This is a genomic window from Neomegalonema perideroedes DSM 15528, assembly GCF_000374145.1.
In the GTDB taxonomy this organism is placed as follows: domain Bacteria; phylum Pseudomonadota; class Alphaproteobacteria; order Rhodobacterales; family Rhodobacteraceae; genus Neomegalonema; species Neomegalonema perideroedes.
In genome coordinates, this window is sequence record NZ_KB893653.1 from 1,303,099 (window position 1) to 1,319,304 (window position 16,206).

Annotated in this window: 10 protein-coding genes; 4 read left to right on the plus strand and 6 right to left on the minus strand. The window is 67.4% G+C overall.

Translation table 11 applies throughout. From position 1 onward, the window contains the following. Positions 1-297: 297 nt before the first annotated feature. The 4 genes from B161_RS0106140 (at position 298) to B161_RS17040 (ending at position 6,664) form a co-directional block, all read left to right on the plus strand. The gene (locus B161_RS0106140) at positions 298-1,116 is read left to right on the plus strand and encodes an FCD domain-containing protein (protein WP_018632490.1); all 819 of its coding nucleotides are present in this window, start codon (positions 298-300) and stop codon (positions 1,114-1,116) included. Positions 1,117-1,218: 102 nt separating this feature from the next. After that, complete coding sequence (locus tag B161_RS0106145; RefSeq protein ID WP_018632491.1) at positions 1,219-4,674, plus strand: pyruvate carboxylase; 3,456 nt, start codon at positions 1,219-1,221, stop codon at positions 4,672-4,674. A 349-nt stretch (positions 4,675-5,023) separates the two neighbouring features. Further along, positions 5,024-5,569 (plus strand): Dps family protein, encoded by a 546-nt coding sequence (locus B161_RS0106150; protein WP_018632492.1) that lies wholly within the window; start codon positions 5,024-5,026, stop codon positions 5,567-5,569. A gap of 111 nt (positions 5,570-5,680) precedes the next feature. Then, positions 5,681-6,664 carry an Lnb N-terminal periplasmic domain-containing protein gene (locus tag B161_RS17040; RefSeq protein ID WP_018632493.1) on the plus strand — a complete coding sequence of 328 codons (984 nt, stop codon included), beginning with the start codon at positions 5,681-5,683 and terminating at the stop codon, positions 6,662-6,664. Here B161_RS17040 and B161_RS0106160 read toward each other — a convergent pair. From B161_RS0106160 to ggt, 6 genes are all read right to left on the minus strand, one after another. After that, positions 6,661-7,866, minus strand: a complete 1,206-nt coding sequence (locus B161_RS0106160; RefSeq protein WP_018632494.1) for a VWA domain-containing protein — start codon at positions 7,864-7,866, stop codon at positions 6,661-6,663. The genes B161_RS17040 and B161_RS0106160 overlap by 4 nt on opposite strands. Beyond that, the gene (locus tag B161_RS0106165) at positions 7,863-10,190 is read right to left on the minus strand and encodes a DUF5682 family protein (RefSeq protein ID WP_018632495.1); all 2,328 of its coding nucleotides are present in this window, start codon (positions 10,188-10,190) and stop codon (positions 7,863-7,865) included. The genes B161_RS0106160 and B161_RS0106165 overlap by 4 nt, the downstream gene beginning before the upstream one ends. A gap of 4 nt (positions 10,191-10,194) precedes the next feature. Continuing rightward, a complete protein-coding gene (locus tag B161_RS0106170) occupies positions 10,195-11,271 on the minus strand; it encodes an ATP-binding protein (protein WP_018632496.1) in 1,077 nt (358 codons plus the stop codon). Then, positions 11,268-12,722, minus strand: a complete 1,455-nt coding sequence (locus B161_RS18695) for a DUF5691 domain-containing protein (RefSeq protein WP_157755544.1) — start codon at positions 12,720-12,722, stop codon at positions 11,268-11,270. Before B161_RS18695 ends, B161_RS0106170 begins: the two co-directional genes overlap by 4 nt. After that, the gene (locus B161_RS0106180; protein ID WP_018632497.1) at positions 12,719-14,137 is read right to left on the minus strand and encodes an SWIM zinc finger family protein; all 1,419 of its coding nucleotides are present in this window, start codon (positions 14,135-14,137) and stop codon (positions 12,719-12,721) included. Before B161_RS0106180 ends, B161_RS18695 begins: the two co-directional genes overlap by 4 nt. Before the next feature lie 218 nt (positions 14,138-14,355). Then, complete coding sequence (ggt, locus tag B161_RS0106185; protein WP_018632498.1) at positions 14,356-16,131, minus strand: gamma-glutamyltransferase; 1,776 nt, start codon at positions 16,129-16,131, stop codon at positions 14,356-14,358. Positions 16,132-16,206 lie beyond the last annotated feature (75 nt).

Consider the following 16,206-nt stretch of genomic DNA (forward strand, 5'->3'; position numbering starts at 1 on the left):
AGAACGACGCGCCTCGGCGCGTCGAAATGCGCGGCGCCTGCTTTGGGCGCGCTTTGTCGTTCTTGGCCCAAGACAAGCCTAATCCGCGGTTCGGCGCAAGCGCCTTGGGCGGGAGAATCGCATCCGGGCTTGGGTTGATGGATAAATTTTTTGACCAAGATTTTCAACTGGTCGTTTTTATTTTCCTCCAAAAATATGACGCCATTTGAAAAACCGCTGCTTTGCATTTGGGAAAATCGGGATTAGCCTCCCCCTCGGCGGCGTCATTGCGCCGCAGCGGAAAGGGAGCCCCGAGCCATGGCCATCAGGCCTTCCGTGAAGCCCGTGAAGCTCGCCGAGGCGGTGGCCTCGAAGCTGGAGGATCTGATCCGCGACGGCGCCCTGCGGCCCGGCGACCGGCTCGCCCCCGAACGGGATCTGGCGGAGAAGCTCGGAGTCTCAAGACCTTCTCTGCGCGAGGGCATCCGCATTCTCGAACGCGCGGGCCTTCTGGCGCCGACGCCCAAAGGCGAGGGCGCGCGCGTGGCGGCCATCGGCGCGACGCTGGCGGATCCTCTGGTGAATTTGCTGCGCAGCCGTCCTGAATCCGCCTTCGATTATCTGGAGTTCCGCGGCGCCGTCGAGCCCATGGCCGCCGCCCACGCCGCCCAGCGCGCCGCCGAGCCCGACCGCATCGCCGTCGCCCGCGCTCTGGAGCGCATCGAGGCGGCCCATCTCGCGGCCAATCCCTCCGAGGAGGCCGACGCCGACGCCGCTTTGCATCTGGCGATCTACGAAGCCAGCCATAACGCGGTCCTGCTCCATGTCATGCGGGCTCTGGCCGAGATGCTCCGCGACAAGGCGCTCTATAGCCGCGACGAATTCTTCGCCCGCTCCGGGATGCGCGAGACTCTGCTGCGGCAGCATCGCGAGATCGTGGCCGCCCTGCTGGCCCGCGACGCCGAAGCCGCGCGCCTCGCCGCGCAACGCCATATCGCCTTCACCGTCGAGGCTCTGGGCGAGATCCGGGCCGCCGAGGCGCGGCTTGAGGCCTCGCTGCGGCGTCTGGGCCGGGCGGGGCTCGCCGTCGAGGAGGCGCCTGAGCCCGAACTCCGGGGGCTCCGGCGCGGCGACTGAGATTCACGATCCCCCAAGCGGGGAGGGGAGGCGCGGAAGGGCTCGTCCGGCCCGCGTCAGGTTCAGTTTCCGGCGCCGCGCGCGCCAAGATGGGGGCCAGCCATGCGCCAGTTTCAGAAGATCCTCGTCGCCAACCGCGGCGAAATCGCCATCCGCGTCATGCGCGCGGCGACGGAGTTGGGCAAACGCACCGTGGCGGTCTACGCCGAGGAGGATAAGCTCAGCCTGCATCGCTTCAAGGCCGACGAGGCTTATCTGATCGGGCAGGGGCTTTCGCCGGTGGGGGCCTATCTCTCCATTCCGGAGATCATCCGCGTGGCGCGGGCCTGCGGCGCCGACGCGATCCATCCGGGTTACGGCATGCTCTCCGAGAATCCCGAATTCGCCGAAGCCTGCTTTCAGGCGGGGATCGTCTTCATCGGCCCGAGCGCCGAGACCATGCGTCTGCTGGGCGACAAGGCCAGCGCCCGCCGCGCCGCCGAGGCGGCGAAAGTGGCCGTCGCGCCCGCCACCGGGGTTCTGCCCGACGATATGGACGAAGTCCGCCGCATGGCCGCCGAAATCGGTTATCCGCTGATGCTCAAGGCGAGCTGGGGCGGCGGCGGACGCGGCATGCGTCCGATCTTCAACGAGGCCGAGCTTGAGAAACAGGTGCTTTCGGGCCGCCGCGAGGCCGAAGCGGCCTTCGGCAACGGCGAGGGCTATCTTGAAAAGCTGATCCTGCGCGCGCGTCATGTCGAGGTGCAGATCCTCGGCGATTCCCATGGGACCATCGTGCATCTCTATGAGCGCGACTGCTCGATTCAGCGCCGCAATCAGAAGGTCGTCGAGCGGGCGCCGGCGCCCTATCTGACCGCCGCCCAGCGCGCCGAAGTCTGCGACATGGCTCTGCGCATCGCGCGCTATGCGGGCTATGTGAACGCGGGCACGGTCGAGTTCCTCATGGACGCCGACACGGACGCCTTTTACTTCATCGAGGTGAACCCCCGCATTCAGGTCGAGCACACCGTGACCGAGGAGGTCACGGGGGTCGACATCGTCAAGGCCCAGATCCGCATCGCGGCGGGCGGACATATCGGCGTGCTGGAGGAGACCGGCGTCCCGATTCAGGAGAACATCCGCCTGAACGGCCACGCCATGCAGTCGCGCATCACCACCGAAGACCCGATGAACAACTTCATCCCCGATTACGGGCGGATCACCGCCTATCGCGGGGCCATGGGCTTCGGCGTGCGCCTCGACGGCGGAACGGCCTATGCGGGCGCGGTGATCACGCGGCATTATGATTCGCTGCTGGAGAAGGTCACCGTCTGGGCGCCCTCGCCCGGCGAGGCCATCCGGCGCATGGACCGCGCCTTGCGCGAATTCCGCATCCGGGGCGTGGCGACGAATCTCGCCTATGTGCAGAACCTCATCAACCACCCGGATTTCATCGCGGCGAACTACACGACGAAATTCATCGAAGAGCATCCGGAGCTCTTCCAGTTCACGGCCCGTCAGGACCGCGCGACCAAGCTTCTGACCTATATCGCAGACATCGCCGTCAACGGACATCCCGAAGTCGCGGGACGCCCCAAGCCTCCGGCCACGGCGCGCAAGCCCGTCGCGCCCAAGGCCCCCGAGGGCGTCGCGCCGCCTCCGGGCTTCAAGCAGATCCTCGACGCCGAGGGGCCGAAAGCCGTGGCGGATCGGATGCTGGCCGAAAAGCGCCTTCTGCTCACCGACACCACCATGCGCGACGGCCATCAGTCGCTGCTCGCCACGCGCATGCGCACCTATGACATCGTGCGGGCGGTTCCGGCCTATGCGCATCGGGCTTCGGGGCTCTTCAGCCTCGAATGCTGGGGCGGCGCGACCTTCGACGTCTCCATGCGCTTTTTGCAGGAGGATCCTTGGGAGCGCCTGCATGAGATCCGCGCGGCGGCGCCGAACCTTCTCTTGCAGATGCTGCTGCGCGCCTCCAACGGCGTGGGCTACACCAATTACCCCGACAACGTGGTCCGGCGCTTCACGCTTCAGGCCGCCGAAAGCGGCGTGGACGTCTTCCGCGTCTTCGATTCGCTGAACTGGGTCGAGAACATGCGCGTCGCCATGGACGCCGTGCTGGAGGCGGGCAAGATCTGCGAGGCCGCCATCTGCTACACCGGCGACATCCTCGACCCCTCCCGCGCGAAATACGACCTCGCTTATTATCGCCGCATGGCCAAGGATCTGGCGGCGGCGGGCGCCCATGTCGTCGGCCTGAAGGATATGGCGGGCCTGCTGCGCCCGGCGGCGGCGAAGATCCTCGTCAAGGCGATCAAGGAGGAGACGGGCCTCCCGGTTCATTTCCACACCCATGACACCAGCGGAATCTCCGCCGCGAGCGTCCTCGCCGCCGCCGAGGCGGGCGTCGACGCCGTGGACGCCGCCATGGACAGCTTCTCCGGCCTGACCTCTCAGCCTTGCCTCGGCTCCATCGCGGCGGCTCTGGAGCACACCGAGCGCGCCACCGGTCTGGACCCCGCCTTCATCCGCGAGATGTCCGATTATTGGGAGGCCGTGCGCGCGCAATACGCCGCCTTCGAATCCAATCTGCTCGGCCCCGCCTCCGAGGTTTATCTGCATGAGATGCCCGGCGGGCAATTCACCAACCTCAAGGAGCAGGCGCGCAGCCTTGGTCTGGCGGATCGCTGGCATGAGGTCGCCGCCGCCTACGCCGAGGTCAATCAGATGTTCGGCGACGTGGTGAAGGTCACGCCCTCCTCCAAGGTGGTCGGCGACATGGCGCTGATGATGGTGGCGGGCGGCCTCTCCCGCGCCGACGTCGAGAACCCGGAGAAAGAGATCTCCTTCCCGGAATCGGTGGTGGATTTCTTCCGGGGCGGCGTCGGGCGTCCGGAGGGCGGCTTCCCCGAGGCTTTGCAGCGCAAGATCCTCAAAGGCGAGGCGCCGCTGGCGGATCGTCCCGGCGCGCTGATGCCGCCCGCCGATCTGGAGGCTTTGCGCAAAAAGGCCGCCGAGGCCATCGGCGTCGAGACCATCGGCGAGGAGGAGCTTTGCTCCTATCTCATGTATCCGAAAGTTTTCGTGGATTACGCCAAGCGCGCGCAGGAGTACGGCCCGGTCTCGGCTCTGCCGACGCCGAATTTCTTCTACGGCATGAAGCCGGGAGATGAGATCGGCGTGGAGCTGGAGCGCGGCAAGACCCTCGTGGTCTCCTGCGTGGCGGAGGGCGAATCCGACGACGAAGGATTCCGCCGCATCTTCTTCGAGCTGAACGGCCAGCCGCGCACCGCCCGCGCTCCCGACCGCCATGCGCAAAAGAGCGTCGTGCGGCGGCCTAAGGCGACCGAGGGCGATCCGCGCCATGTGGCGGCGCCCATGCCGGGCGTGATCGCTTCGGTGGCGGTGCAGCCCGGTCAGAAGGTCAGGGCCGGAGACGCTCTGCTCTCCATCGAGGCGATGAAGATGCAGACCTCGCTCCACGCCGAGCGCGAGGGGGTGGTCAAAGCGGTTCATGCGGCGCCGGGCGCGGCGGTGGAGGCGAAAGACCTGCTGGTCGAATTCGAGGCCTGAGCCTGAGCGAAACTTGAGGCGGGGCGCGGCCTGACCGGGGCCGCGCCTCTTTTTAAATCTCCCGGAAATTTCTGCGGAAAATTCTGCGGAAAATTCTGCGGGCGCCCATTGAAACCCCGCGCCTCCGCGACCTAATTGAAGCGCGTGCATCGCATAGAGCGGATTCCCCCCAGACGCCTCGCAGGCGTTCAGGCCGCGTTCCGGCGAGATCCTCGCTTTTAATCCGCTCTCATCCATGACCCCCTCGGCGGGCGCCGCCCGCTCCGGATCCCGGCTTCTCCGTCCGCTTCGGCGCGCGGGGGCCGCGCCATCCGTCCGGCGGCTCCGCGGATCGCGAAGGACAAGACAGATGAGCAAGCTGGCCGTGAAACCGCAGAAGGAAGCCGAACTCAAGGCGCGTCAGGCCGCGCCTTTGCGCGCGCCGAGCGCCTTGGGCGAAGAGGCCGTGAAAAACGCCTCCGCCGCGCTGAACGGCGTCCTCGCCGACGTCTTCGCGCTTTATCTCAAGACGAAGAATTTCCACTGGCATATGTCGGGGCCGCATTTCCGCGACTACCACCTGCTGCTCGACGAGCAGGCGGATCAGATCCTCGCGGCGACCGACGTTCTGGCCGAGCGCTCGCGCAAGCTGGGCGGCCTGACCTTGCGTTCCGTCGGCGAGATCGCTCGCCATCAGCGCCTGCTCGACAACGACGCCGAATTCGTCACGCCCCGCGACATGCTCGCCGAACTGGCCGAGGATAATCGTCGGCTGGCGGGCTTCATGCGCGGCGCCCATGAGCTTTGCGCCGAATATGGCGACGTCGCTTCGACCAGCGTGCTGGAGGTCTTCATCGACGAGGCCGAGCGTCGCGCCTGGTTCCTCTTCGAAACGACGCGCTCCAACGAAGCCTGAAGCGCCCCCACTAGGAACGGCTCTCGCAAGAACGGCTTGCCTTGACGGCTGAAATCCTGAGACTCGCCCCTTCTTCCCGAAGGGGCGGGTTTTTCACATGAGGAGCGGCGGATGGCGGGCGTTTTGGGAACGGCGGCGCTGTGGATCGCCGCAGGGCTCGGGGCGCTCTGGACGGGGCTCGCGGTCTGGCATCAGATCGCGGCGCCTTGGCGCTGGCTGGCGCTCGCGGGATTGATTCTGGCGCTGATCCTGCTGCTGAGGCTCAACGCCGCGCGTCCGGCTCTGGCTTGGGGCGGGCTGCTGACGGCGGCGCTCGGCGTCGGGCTGTGGTGGGGCTCGATCCGCCCGAGCAATCAAGGCGACTGGCGGCCGGAGGTGGCGCGTCTGGCGCGGGTCGAGGTCGAGGGCGCGCGGGCGACGATCCATAACCTGCGGAATTTCACATGGCGCGCGCCGAACGATTTCGACGAGGCTTGGGAGACCCGCAGCTATGACCTCGATCAGCTGACGTCGGCGGATTTCATCAGTTCGGTCTGGGGGAATCCGGCCATCGCCCACACCTTCCTCAGCTTCGGATTCGCCGACGGATCGCGCGTCGCCTTCTCCGCCGAGGTGCGGCGCAAGAAGGGACAGATCTTTCGCGGAGTGGACGGCGCCTTCAAGCGCTTCGAATTGGCGCTGGTGGCGGCGACCGAGGAGGACGTGATCCGCCTGCGCACCCATGCCCGGAGCGAAGAGGTTTCGATCTATCCTTTGCGGGTCTCGCAAGAGCAGATGCGGGCGATGTTCCTCGCTTATCTCGGGCTGGCGGAGGAGCTGGCCGAGAAGCCGCGCTTTTATCATACGCTGCTGACCAACTGCACCACCGAGATCTTTCGTCTGGCGCGGATCGTGGCGCCGGGCATTCCGCGCGATTGGCGGATTCTCGTCTCGGGCCATGTGGCGGATTACCTCCATGACCATGGGATGATCGACCCGGCCCGGCCCATGGCGGAGATCCGGGCCGAAGCCGCGATCAACGCGCGGGCGCTCGCGGCGCCTCCGGAGGCGGATTTCTCGGCCGCCATCCGGGCGCCGATCCGGGGGGCGCCTTAGCTCTCCGCCGGGTTCACCAGTTTGATGTCGGCTTTGGCGGCCCAGAGCCCCATATCCTCGCGGCGCAGGGCGCAGGCCATCATGTCGGGGAATTTATCCGGCGTGCAGGCGAAGACCGGAGCCCCCAAAGCCGCCACCTGAGCCGCCATGTTCGGATCATAGCCCGGACGCCCCGTGTCGGTCAGAGCCAGCAACACGATCACGTTGATTCCCAGCCCGATCATCCGCGAGAGCCTTGCGAGCAGCTCCTTGGAGTTCCCGCCCTCATAAAGATCCGTGATGAGGATGAAATGGGATTTGGTCGGGCGCTCGATGCGCTCGGCGCAATAGGCCACCGCGTGATTGATGTCCGTGCCGCCGCCCAATTGCACCCCAAAGAGCACCTCCACCGGATCCGAAAGCATCTCCGTCAGATCAAGAATCGCGGTGTCGAAGCAAACCAGCTTGGTGCGCACCACCGGCAGCGAGGCCATCACCGCCGCGAAGATCGAGGCGTAGACCACCGAACTCGCCATGGAGCCTGATTGATCCACGCAAAGCGTCACCTCGTCGAGATCCACCAGCCTTTTCTGACGCCGCTGGAAGCCGATCAGAGTCTCGGGCACGATGGATTTATATGCGGTCTGATAATGCCGCAGATTGGCGCGGATGGTGCGGTCCCAATCGATGTCGGCGTGGCGCGGACGACGCGTCTTGCGCGAGCGGTCCACGGCGCCCCGAATGGCGTCGGCCACGCGGCGCTCAAGGCGCTCCATCAGCTGCTCGACCACCTTGCCGATCACCTCGCGGGCGACGGTCTTGGTCTTTTCGGGCATCACCCCGCGCATCGAGACCAGATCCGCCACGAGATTCACGTCGGCCTCGACCGTGGCGAGGAACTCCGGCTCGAGCAGCATGCTGCGCAGGCCCTTGCGCTCGAAGGCGTCGCGCTGGATGACCTGAACCACGGGCGTCGGGAAGTAATTGCGGATGTCGCCGAGCCAGCGCGCCACGCGGGGCGCCGAGCCTCCAAGCCCGGCCTTGCGGCGGCCGGTTCCTTTCTCCTCGCCGTCGTCGCTGTAAAGGGCGCTGAGGGCTTCGGAGAGGCGGCGGTCCTCCGCGCCGAGCTTCTCCTCCTCCAGACCCACGGCCAGACGCCAGCGGCGTTCACGGCGGGAATCGCCCAGATCCTCGGAATCAAGCGGCTGAAGATCTTCGGTCATGCGCCTTGTCCTCCGGAGAGAATCCCTAAGATCCGCGCTTCATGCTCAGGCCAGATCGCGGCGAGATCCGGCGCGGGCGCGAGTCCCGTCGGGCCGCTCGGACCCTTGCCGAAGAGCGCCGAGAACATCCTTCGGCGCTGCGCCGAATCCATATCCGAGAAGACGCGCCGCATCAGCGGCAGGCTTTCGACGAAGGCCTCTTCTTCGAGGCCCATCAGCCAACCGTCCACGGCGGCGCGCAGCGGCGCGTCATGGATGAGCCTTTGCGCGCCGCCCCCGAGGAAGAAGCCCTCGAAGAAGCCCGCCCCCCGCGCAGATCCACCCGGAGCCGATCCGCCCGGCGATAAAGCCGTCTCCAGCCGCCGCGCGGTCTCTTCGGCGTCGAGGATTCCCGCTTCGGAGAGGATCTGCGTCGCGGTTCCGGCGATGAGCGGCGTGGTCTCGGCGTGGTCGGCGGCCTCGCGCAGCGCCTTGAGCCAGATTTCGCGGGTTTCGGCGTCGATCTCCGCGAGCTTCAGAGCTTCTTCGGCGGCGCGCAGTCGGTCGCGGAAGTCGCGGGCGGCCTCGGAATCGAGATTCCGCGCCGAATAGGAAAGGCCCAGAGCCGCGCGCAGAGCCATGGCCCGCAAGAGCGTCTCCAGACGATCCGTCGCCAGCGCCCGCGCCCCGCCATAACGCAGAGCGTCGGCGAGGGGCGGCAGAGCCTTCATCAGCCCGAGGGCGTCGCCGGTCTCGGCGGCGCGGCGCTCCAGAACCTCGACGCCCCGCGCGGCGGCGGCGGGCGCCTGAATCACCAGAGCCTGCATCACCAGATCCGCGAGGTCGGAAAGATCCGTCGCCTCCTCGAAACGCTCCATGAGCCGCCCCGCGGCGGCCTCGGCGATGGTGGAGCCATAGGCCAGAGCCTCGACCAGACGCACCGCGAAATCCGGCTCCCAGCGCAGACGCCAGTTCTCGCGGAAGGTGCCCCGGCTTTTGCCCGCGCCCTCCAGACGCCCCCAAGGCGCGTCGAGGACGTTCAGCCGATGCAGAAGCGTCGAGCGGGCGAGGCCGTTCTCGCTGCGCAGATCCACCGGCAATTCGCGGTCCAGAGCCTCGGGCTTGAGCTTGAGCGCCTTTTGCTGGCGCTGAAGATCGGCGATCAGCGGCGTGAGCGGCGCGTCTCCGGGAATCTCGCCGACTTCGGCGCCGATGAGCAATTCCTCGGCGATGAGGCCCCATTGCTCGCCGCGCCCTTCGCAGAGGCAGGCCACGGCGGCCTCGCGCATCTCCTCGAAGCCGGGGGTGGGGCGCTCGCGTAGAGCCGCCAAGGCCGTCGACAGCCGCAGAGCCTCGATCACCGAAGCCGTGGAGATCACGCGCCCCTCCGCGCGCAAAGCCGCCGCGATCTTCGCGATCCATGCGGCGTCGGCCCGCCCCGGCGGCGATTCCCAAATATGTTTGAGCCAGCCCGGCGCCTCGACGCCCGCCGAATAGCCCCGGCTGAAGGCGAGGCGGGCGGAGCTCCAGGGCGCCCAGGCGGCGGCGGTCCTGCGTTTCGGAGCCTTCGGAATCAACGCCTTGTCGGTCTTCTGAGCAGAGGTCTCCAGCAGCGCCGGGACATGCCATGCGCCGCAGACCACCGCCACGGGCTTTCCCTCGGCCGCTTTGACCGCCTCGGCCATGGCGAGCCGCATATGGGCCTCGCGGGCGGCTTCATGGGCGTCGGGCGGCGGCGCGGCGGCGCGCAGGGCGCTCATGGCTTCGGCGATGGCCTCGAAGAGCGGGCCGGGGGCGGGATTCTGCTCAATCAGATCCTGCCACCAGCTTTCGCCGTCCTGATAGCCCGCCGCCTCGGCCAAGGCGCCGATGGGATCGCGGCGGAGCTTCAGGGCTTCCGGGTCAGGCTCGGTTTCGGCGGGCGCGGTCTCGTCGGCCTGAGCGGCGGGCGGCTCCTCGCTCGTTTCGGAGATTTCGGGAGGCGCCTCCGGAAAGCGCGCCGCCAGAGCCAAGGTCGAAGGCAGATCGATGAAGCGGACGGGAACGCCGCGTTTCAGCGCCCAGAGCGCCGCCTGATATTCCGGCGAGAACGTCGCGAAGGGCCAGAAGGCCGCCTGAGCCGGATCGGCCTCGTCATAGGCGAGCAGAGCCACCGGCGGAACCATCTCGGGCCGCGCCAGCATAGGCAGAAGCGGCGAGAGATCCGCAGGCCCCTCGATCAGCACCTCGACGGGCTGAAGCGCCTCCAGCGCGCGCAGCAGATCCCGCGCGCAGCCCGGCCCGTGATGGCGCACGCCGAAGACATGCGCGCCGCCCGACGTCTTGCTTTTCGCCTCCTCCGCCATGGCGTCAGGCCAGCCGCGAGAGGGCTTTGTAATAGGCGGAATCCGCAGGGCGCTTGCGGAGGACGGTCTCCAGATATTCCGAGAGGACGATCTTATCCTGCAACGGATCCTTGACGATGGCGCCGATCAGATTGGCCCCGAGGCTCTCCGCGTCGAGCTTGCCGTCGTTGAAATAGGCCGCCTGAGCCAGACCGCCCACCACCACGCCGATGGCCTCCGCCGTGGAGAGCGAGCCGGAGGGCGTCTTGAGGGTGGTCTTGCCGTCGGCGCTGCGTCCGTTGCGCAATTCTCGGAAGATCCCGACCACGCGGGCCACCTCCTCGGCGACGTTCTTGGGCGCGGGCAGCTCCAGCGCGGCGGCGCTTTCGCCCACGCGCTTGACGACGATGGCGATCTCCTGATCCAGATCGTCGGGCGGCGGCAGCACCACCACGTTGAAGCGCCGCTTCAGCGCCGAGGACATTTCATTGACGCCCTTGTCGCGGTCGTTGGCGGTGGCGATGACGTTGAAGCCGCGCGAGGCGTAAACCGCCGTATTGAGTTCGGGAATCGGGAGGGTCTTCTCCGAAAGCACCGTGATCAGGGTGTCCTGAACCTCGGAGCCCATGCGGGTGAGTTCTTCAATCCGGCAGAGCTTGCCCGTCTCCATGGCGCGCAGCAGCGGCGTCGGGGTGAGGGCCTCGCGGCTCGGGCCATGGGCCAGAAGCTGCGCGTAGTTCCAGCCGTAGCGGATTTGATTCTCGTCGGTTCCGGCGGTGCCCTGAATCACGAGGGTGGAATCTCCGGCGACGGCCGCCGCCAGATGCTCCGAGACCCATGACTTCGCCGTGCCCGGCGAGCCGATCAGCAAAAGCGCGCGATCCGTGGCGAGAGTGGCCACGGCGGTTTCGATCAGCTTGCGCTCGCCGACGTATTTCGCGCCGATGACGGTTCCGTCCGCCGCCTTGCCGCCGAGCAGATAGGTCACGACGGCTTTGGGCGTCAGGCGCCATCCGGCGGGACGCGGGCCGTCGTCTTTGGCGAGGGCCGCGAGTTCGGCGGCGTAGCCCTGTTCGGCGGGCAGACGAAGGGGATCGCTCACGGGTGGGCCTCCAGAAAATCGGCGTTCAAGTCGGCGTTGAGGGTGAGAAGGTCGAGGCGCGGATCAGCGGGCGAAAGGCCCATCCGCGCGAAGTCGTCGAGCGCCTCGCGGGCGCCCGCCTGATCGAACATGCCGCCCAGAATCCGCAAATGCTCGGGGAGCAGGTGGGGCGGGAGCTGGGTCAGGGGGCCCTGGCCTTTGAGTTCGGCGTCGAGCATCGCCACGCTCTGACGCCAGAGCCTGCTTTCGCGAACCAGAGCCATCGGCGCGCGGCCGATCCAGAGGCCCAGATTGCTCAGATGCTCGTCGAAGGAGAGTTGTCCGCGCTGAAACAGGACCGGCAGAAGCTCGAATTGTTCGGCTTCCGTAAGGCGCTCCATCATTTCGGGGACGAGATGAGTGGAGGTCTGGCGCTGATCCATGCCGAAGATCTCCGCGAGAAAAGCTTTGATCTCTTCGGGGCGGCCCTGCTCCAGCAGCAGCGGGCGGAAGAACGGGCCATACAGATGATCGTCATGGGGCCAAGCTTTGACGAGCTCCAGCCGCGAGCCGCCCGCCTTGGCGGCCAGCGCCTCCAGACCTGCGGCCTCGATGAGCGCGATGAAGCGCTCGCGGGCGGCCTCTTCGCGCTTCTTCTTGAAGGAGAGAGTCAAGGCGCGCTTGAGGATCCCCTTGCGCTCGGTCTTGACGAATTCCTCAAAAAGCTGAGCGGCGGCGGCCTCCGGCGTCGCCTCGGCGCGCATGTCCAGACGCGCGAGGAGGGCCGTCGCCAGTTGTTTGACGTTGGGCGCGCGGTCCTTCGCCTGAATTCCGGTGAGGAAGGCGCGATCCGCTTCGGAAAGCCCCTGACGCAGGAGATCCGCGAGATCCAGCCGGTCCTCGGCCTTGAGCGCGGGGAATTTCGCCTCCAGCAAGGCGAGGGCGGCGGCGGACTCCGCCCGACGCAGATCGGCGAAGGCGGTTCGGCGGCCCGCGCGGGTCCAGTCCTCCCAATTGGCGGCGCTCAGAGCCTCTTCGGGCGGGGGCGCATGGCCCGCCGCCCAATCGCGCCAAGGGGCGTAGACGGCGGGGATTTCGTCGTCGTTGGGGCCGGGCGTCCAGTCGAGCGGATGGGCGACGCGTCCGCGCGCGGCCAGAAAGCGCAGAAGCTGATGGCGGTCGCCGCCATAGCTCATGTCTTTGAGCAGCCGCCGAAAGCGCAGACGATGGGCCTCGGTGAGGAAGGGCAGGCTCAAAGCGGGCAGGGGGCGGCTCTCGGTCAGCGGGCCGGAGGGCAGAGGCCGGAAGCCGACCTCCAGCGCATGGCCCGCCAGAGCGATCAGCCGCAACTCCGCCTCGACGCCGCCCGGCGCGAGGGCTTCGGCCCAGCGGGCCGGGGCGGAGGCCAGCGCAGGCCCCGAGGCCCAAGCGCTCATCAATTCGCCTAAAGCGAAATCCGGTTGGCCGCTCACGAAACGCTCTCCCATTCCGGCGCGGCGGCCAGCATCTCCAGCCGCGCTCCGTTCCAGAGTCCGGCGGCGGCGGTCAGACGCAGGCCCATCAGCGGCTTCTCCGGAGCTTCGCTCAGAGGCAGAACCGCGCCGCCCTGCTCGGCCTTCCACCAGACGCGCCCGCGCGCGTCGGAGAGATAGCGGCCCGGCCCGAGCAGGATCGGCGAATCCAGAGTCCAAGGCGCCGCGAGCAGCCGCTCCGTCGCTTGAGTCAGCGGATCGGCGGGCGCTGCGGGCCATGAGGCGGGCGGCGGCTCCTTCGGATCGCGCTGCGAGATCACCGCGCGCAAGGGGCGTTTCGCGGGATAGAAGAGCATCTCGCCTTGAAAGCGGTCTCCGGCGGAGAAAGGCGCGCTGCGGCGTCCGGCGGAGGCGGGAAACACGTCCTGAAGCGCCGCGAAGCGCAAGGCCGGATCTTCGGCGGTGAGATTCAAAAACCAAGAGGTCTGCGCGATCAGCCCATCCTTGCGGGTCCGCGTGATCACCGCCAGAGCCTCCCAGACGCCGGAGGAGCGCGGCGCTTCGGCGGAGTCCAACAGCGAATCCCGAGTTTCGGCGGTCGCCATTTCTCGGCGCAGTTCGGGATCTTCCGGCGCCGCCTTCCAGGCCCGCGCGAGGAGCAGGAGCTTGCCCAATTCCTTCACCGCGCCTTCGAGCCGCTCCTCCGTCGGCAGAGCCATGAGCCGGGCGGGCGCTTCGTCGATGCGGCTGGCGAGGGCGGCGGCTTTGGCGTCGGCCATGCGGGCCGCGATGCGGCGGCAACGGCTTTGCGCGTCGTCGAGGAAGAGCGTCAGGCCGCCGCGGATCTGATCATGGATCCAGCCCTCCAATTCGGCGCAGGCGCCTTCCAGCGCGAGGCGGTTGGTCTCGGCGAGCTTGGCGGCGCGTTTGGCGGCGGCTTCGGCTTTGGCGAGGGCTTTCGGGTCGTTGGGATCAAGCTCCGGCTCGGCGGGGACGTCTTCGGCCGGCGCGACGGGCGCCGCCGAAATCGCCGCAGAACTCGCCGCAGGCTGAGGCGCGGCGGCGGGCGCTCCGCCCGAGCCCTTGCGGCGACGCCCGACCCAATCCGCGACCCAATCGGGCGGTTCGGCCTCGGCGAAGCCGGAATCTCCGGCGGCCTTCATGAGCATCAGCGCGATGGAGTGCTTGCAGGGGAATTTCCGCGAAGGACAGGAGCATTTCGCTCCGAGATCCGTCGTGTCCGCGACGACGCGATAGGGGTTCGCGCCCGATCCCTGACATTCGCCCCAAATGAGTCCGCTGGCGGCGTTTGAAGCGCGAAGCGGCCATTTGGCGGGTTTCACCAGCCCTTGCCCGGCCTTGAAGGAGGCGGGATCAGGGGCCGCCGACTGGATCGCTTGAGCGTCAAAGGCCATGCTCGCCCTCTTGTTGCGGAGAGACGAGCGGGAGAGTCCCGCAATCGGACGCTTTTGTCCAGCGGAGATTTGTGACCGTTGTTCATCAATTCTTGACCTTTCTTCATGAAGCCTGAATCCGGCTTCTGGGGCCTTGATCGACGAAGTCGGGCCGTTCGAATTCGAGAGGACGCGGCGGCCCCGGAAACCATGAGGCCGCCGCGCGGTTTCTTCAGAGATCAATAGCCGCGGGCGGCTCCGGCCGAGGCGCGGCTGTCGATGGCGCCGAAATATCCGGTCCCGTCGCCCGCCTCGATTTCAGCCAGACTCCGCCCTCCGACGAGGATGCCCGCCGCTTCGCCCCAGATGGGCCAATTGGCGTCCTCGCGCACGTCGTAGCCCATGCCGACGAGGATGCGCCGCGTGTCGGGCGAAAGCGCGTAGGGCTCCATGAAGACGCGGTCGGGCAGCCATTGATGATGGATGCGCGGCGCGTCCACGGCTTCTTGGATGTTCATCCCGAACTCCACCACGTTCAGAATGGCTTGCAGCGTGATGGTGATGATCCGCGAGCCGCCGGGGCTGCCGATCACCATGAAGAGCTCGCCGTCCTTCGAAACGATGGTCGGGCTCATGGAGGAGAGCGGCGATTTCCCCGGCTCCACGGCGTTGGCCTCGCCCTGCACCAGACCATAGAGGTTCGGCACCCCCGGCTTGACGGTGAAGTCGTCCATTTCATTGTTCATGAGGATTCCGGTCCCCGGCGCCACCACGCCCGCCCCGAAGGAGCCGTTGAGCGTATAGGTGACCGCCACGGCGTTTCCGGCCTCGTCCACGATGGAGTAATGGGTGGTTTCGGGGCTTTCGGCGGGGGCGGCCGTGAAGTCGGGCGGGGTCAGGTCGCTGGAGACTCCGGCGCGGTAAGGGTCGATGCGGCCCCGGATCTCGGCGGCGTAGCCCTTATCCAGCATGCGCTCCAGCGGGTTCTCGACGAAATCCGGATCGCCGAGATTGGCGTTGCGGTCGACGAAGGCGTGGCGCATGGCCTCGACCATCAGCCGCGTGGTCTCGGCGGAGCCTTGGCCGAAATAGGAGAGCGGATAGCCCTCCAGCACGTTGAGGATCTCGCAGATGATCACCCCGCCCGAGGAAGGCGGCGGCGAGGAGACGATTTCATAGCCGCGATAATCGCAGCGCACCGGCTCCAGCTCGCGGACGGCGTAATTTTTAAAATCCGCGCTGGTGAGGATTCCGCCGCCGGCCCTGCTGCCCGCCACGATCTTATCGGCGATGGGGCCCTGATAGAAGGCTTCCGCGCCGCCCTCGGAGATGGCTTGCAGCGTGTCGGCGAGGTCGGTCTGAATCAGCTTGTCGCCGGGCGCGAAGGGCTCGCCGCCCGCGCGGAAGAAGATCGCCTTGGCCGCCGGATCGCGCTGAAGATAGGAATCGACCTCCTCGATCATGGCCAGATCCGCCGCGTTCAGCGTGAAGCCCTCGCGCGCCAGCTTCACCGCCGGAGCCAGCAGAGCCTCGCGGCTCAGGGAGCCGTATTTTTCGCGGGCCTCCTCCAGCCCCATGACCGAACCGGGCGTTCCGACGGCGAGCCAGCCTTCGGTGCTGCGGCCCGGCGCGGGCTCGCCGGTTTCGTCGAGATACATGTCCTTCGTGGAGACGAGGGGAGCGCGTTCGCGGAAATCGAGGAAGGTGGAGGAGCCGTCCGCGAGGCGGATGGTCATGAAGCCGCCGCCGCCGAGATTCCCCGCCGTCGGATAGACCACCGCCAGCGCATAGCCCACGGCCACGGCGGCGTCGACGGCGTTGCCGCCCGCCTTGAGGATGTCCAGACCCACGTCCGAGGCGAGATGATGGGCCGTGACCACCATGCCCTTGCGGCCCTCGACGGGCGCGGGCGAGGCGGCGAAGGCGGAGCCTAAAGGCAGGCTCAGAAGCGCGGCGAGGGCCGCGCCGGAAAGCCGGAGGCGGCGCGGCTCCTCTGGATGCGGATGATGAAGCATGACGTTTTCTCCCCAGAGCATTCTCCAGCGAAGCCGGAAGGGCTTCGCGTCGTGAAAATGCGAACAGACGAAATC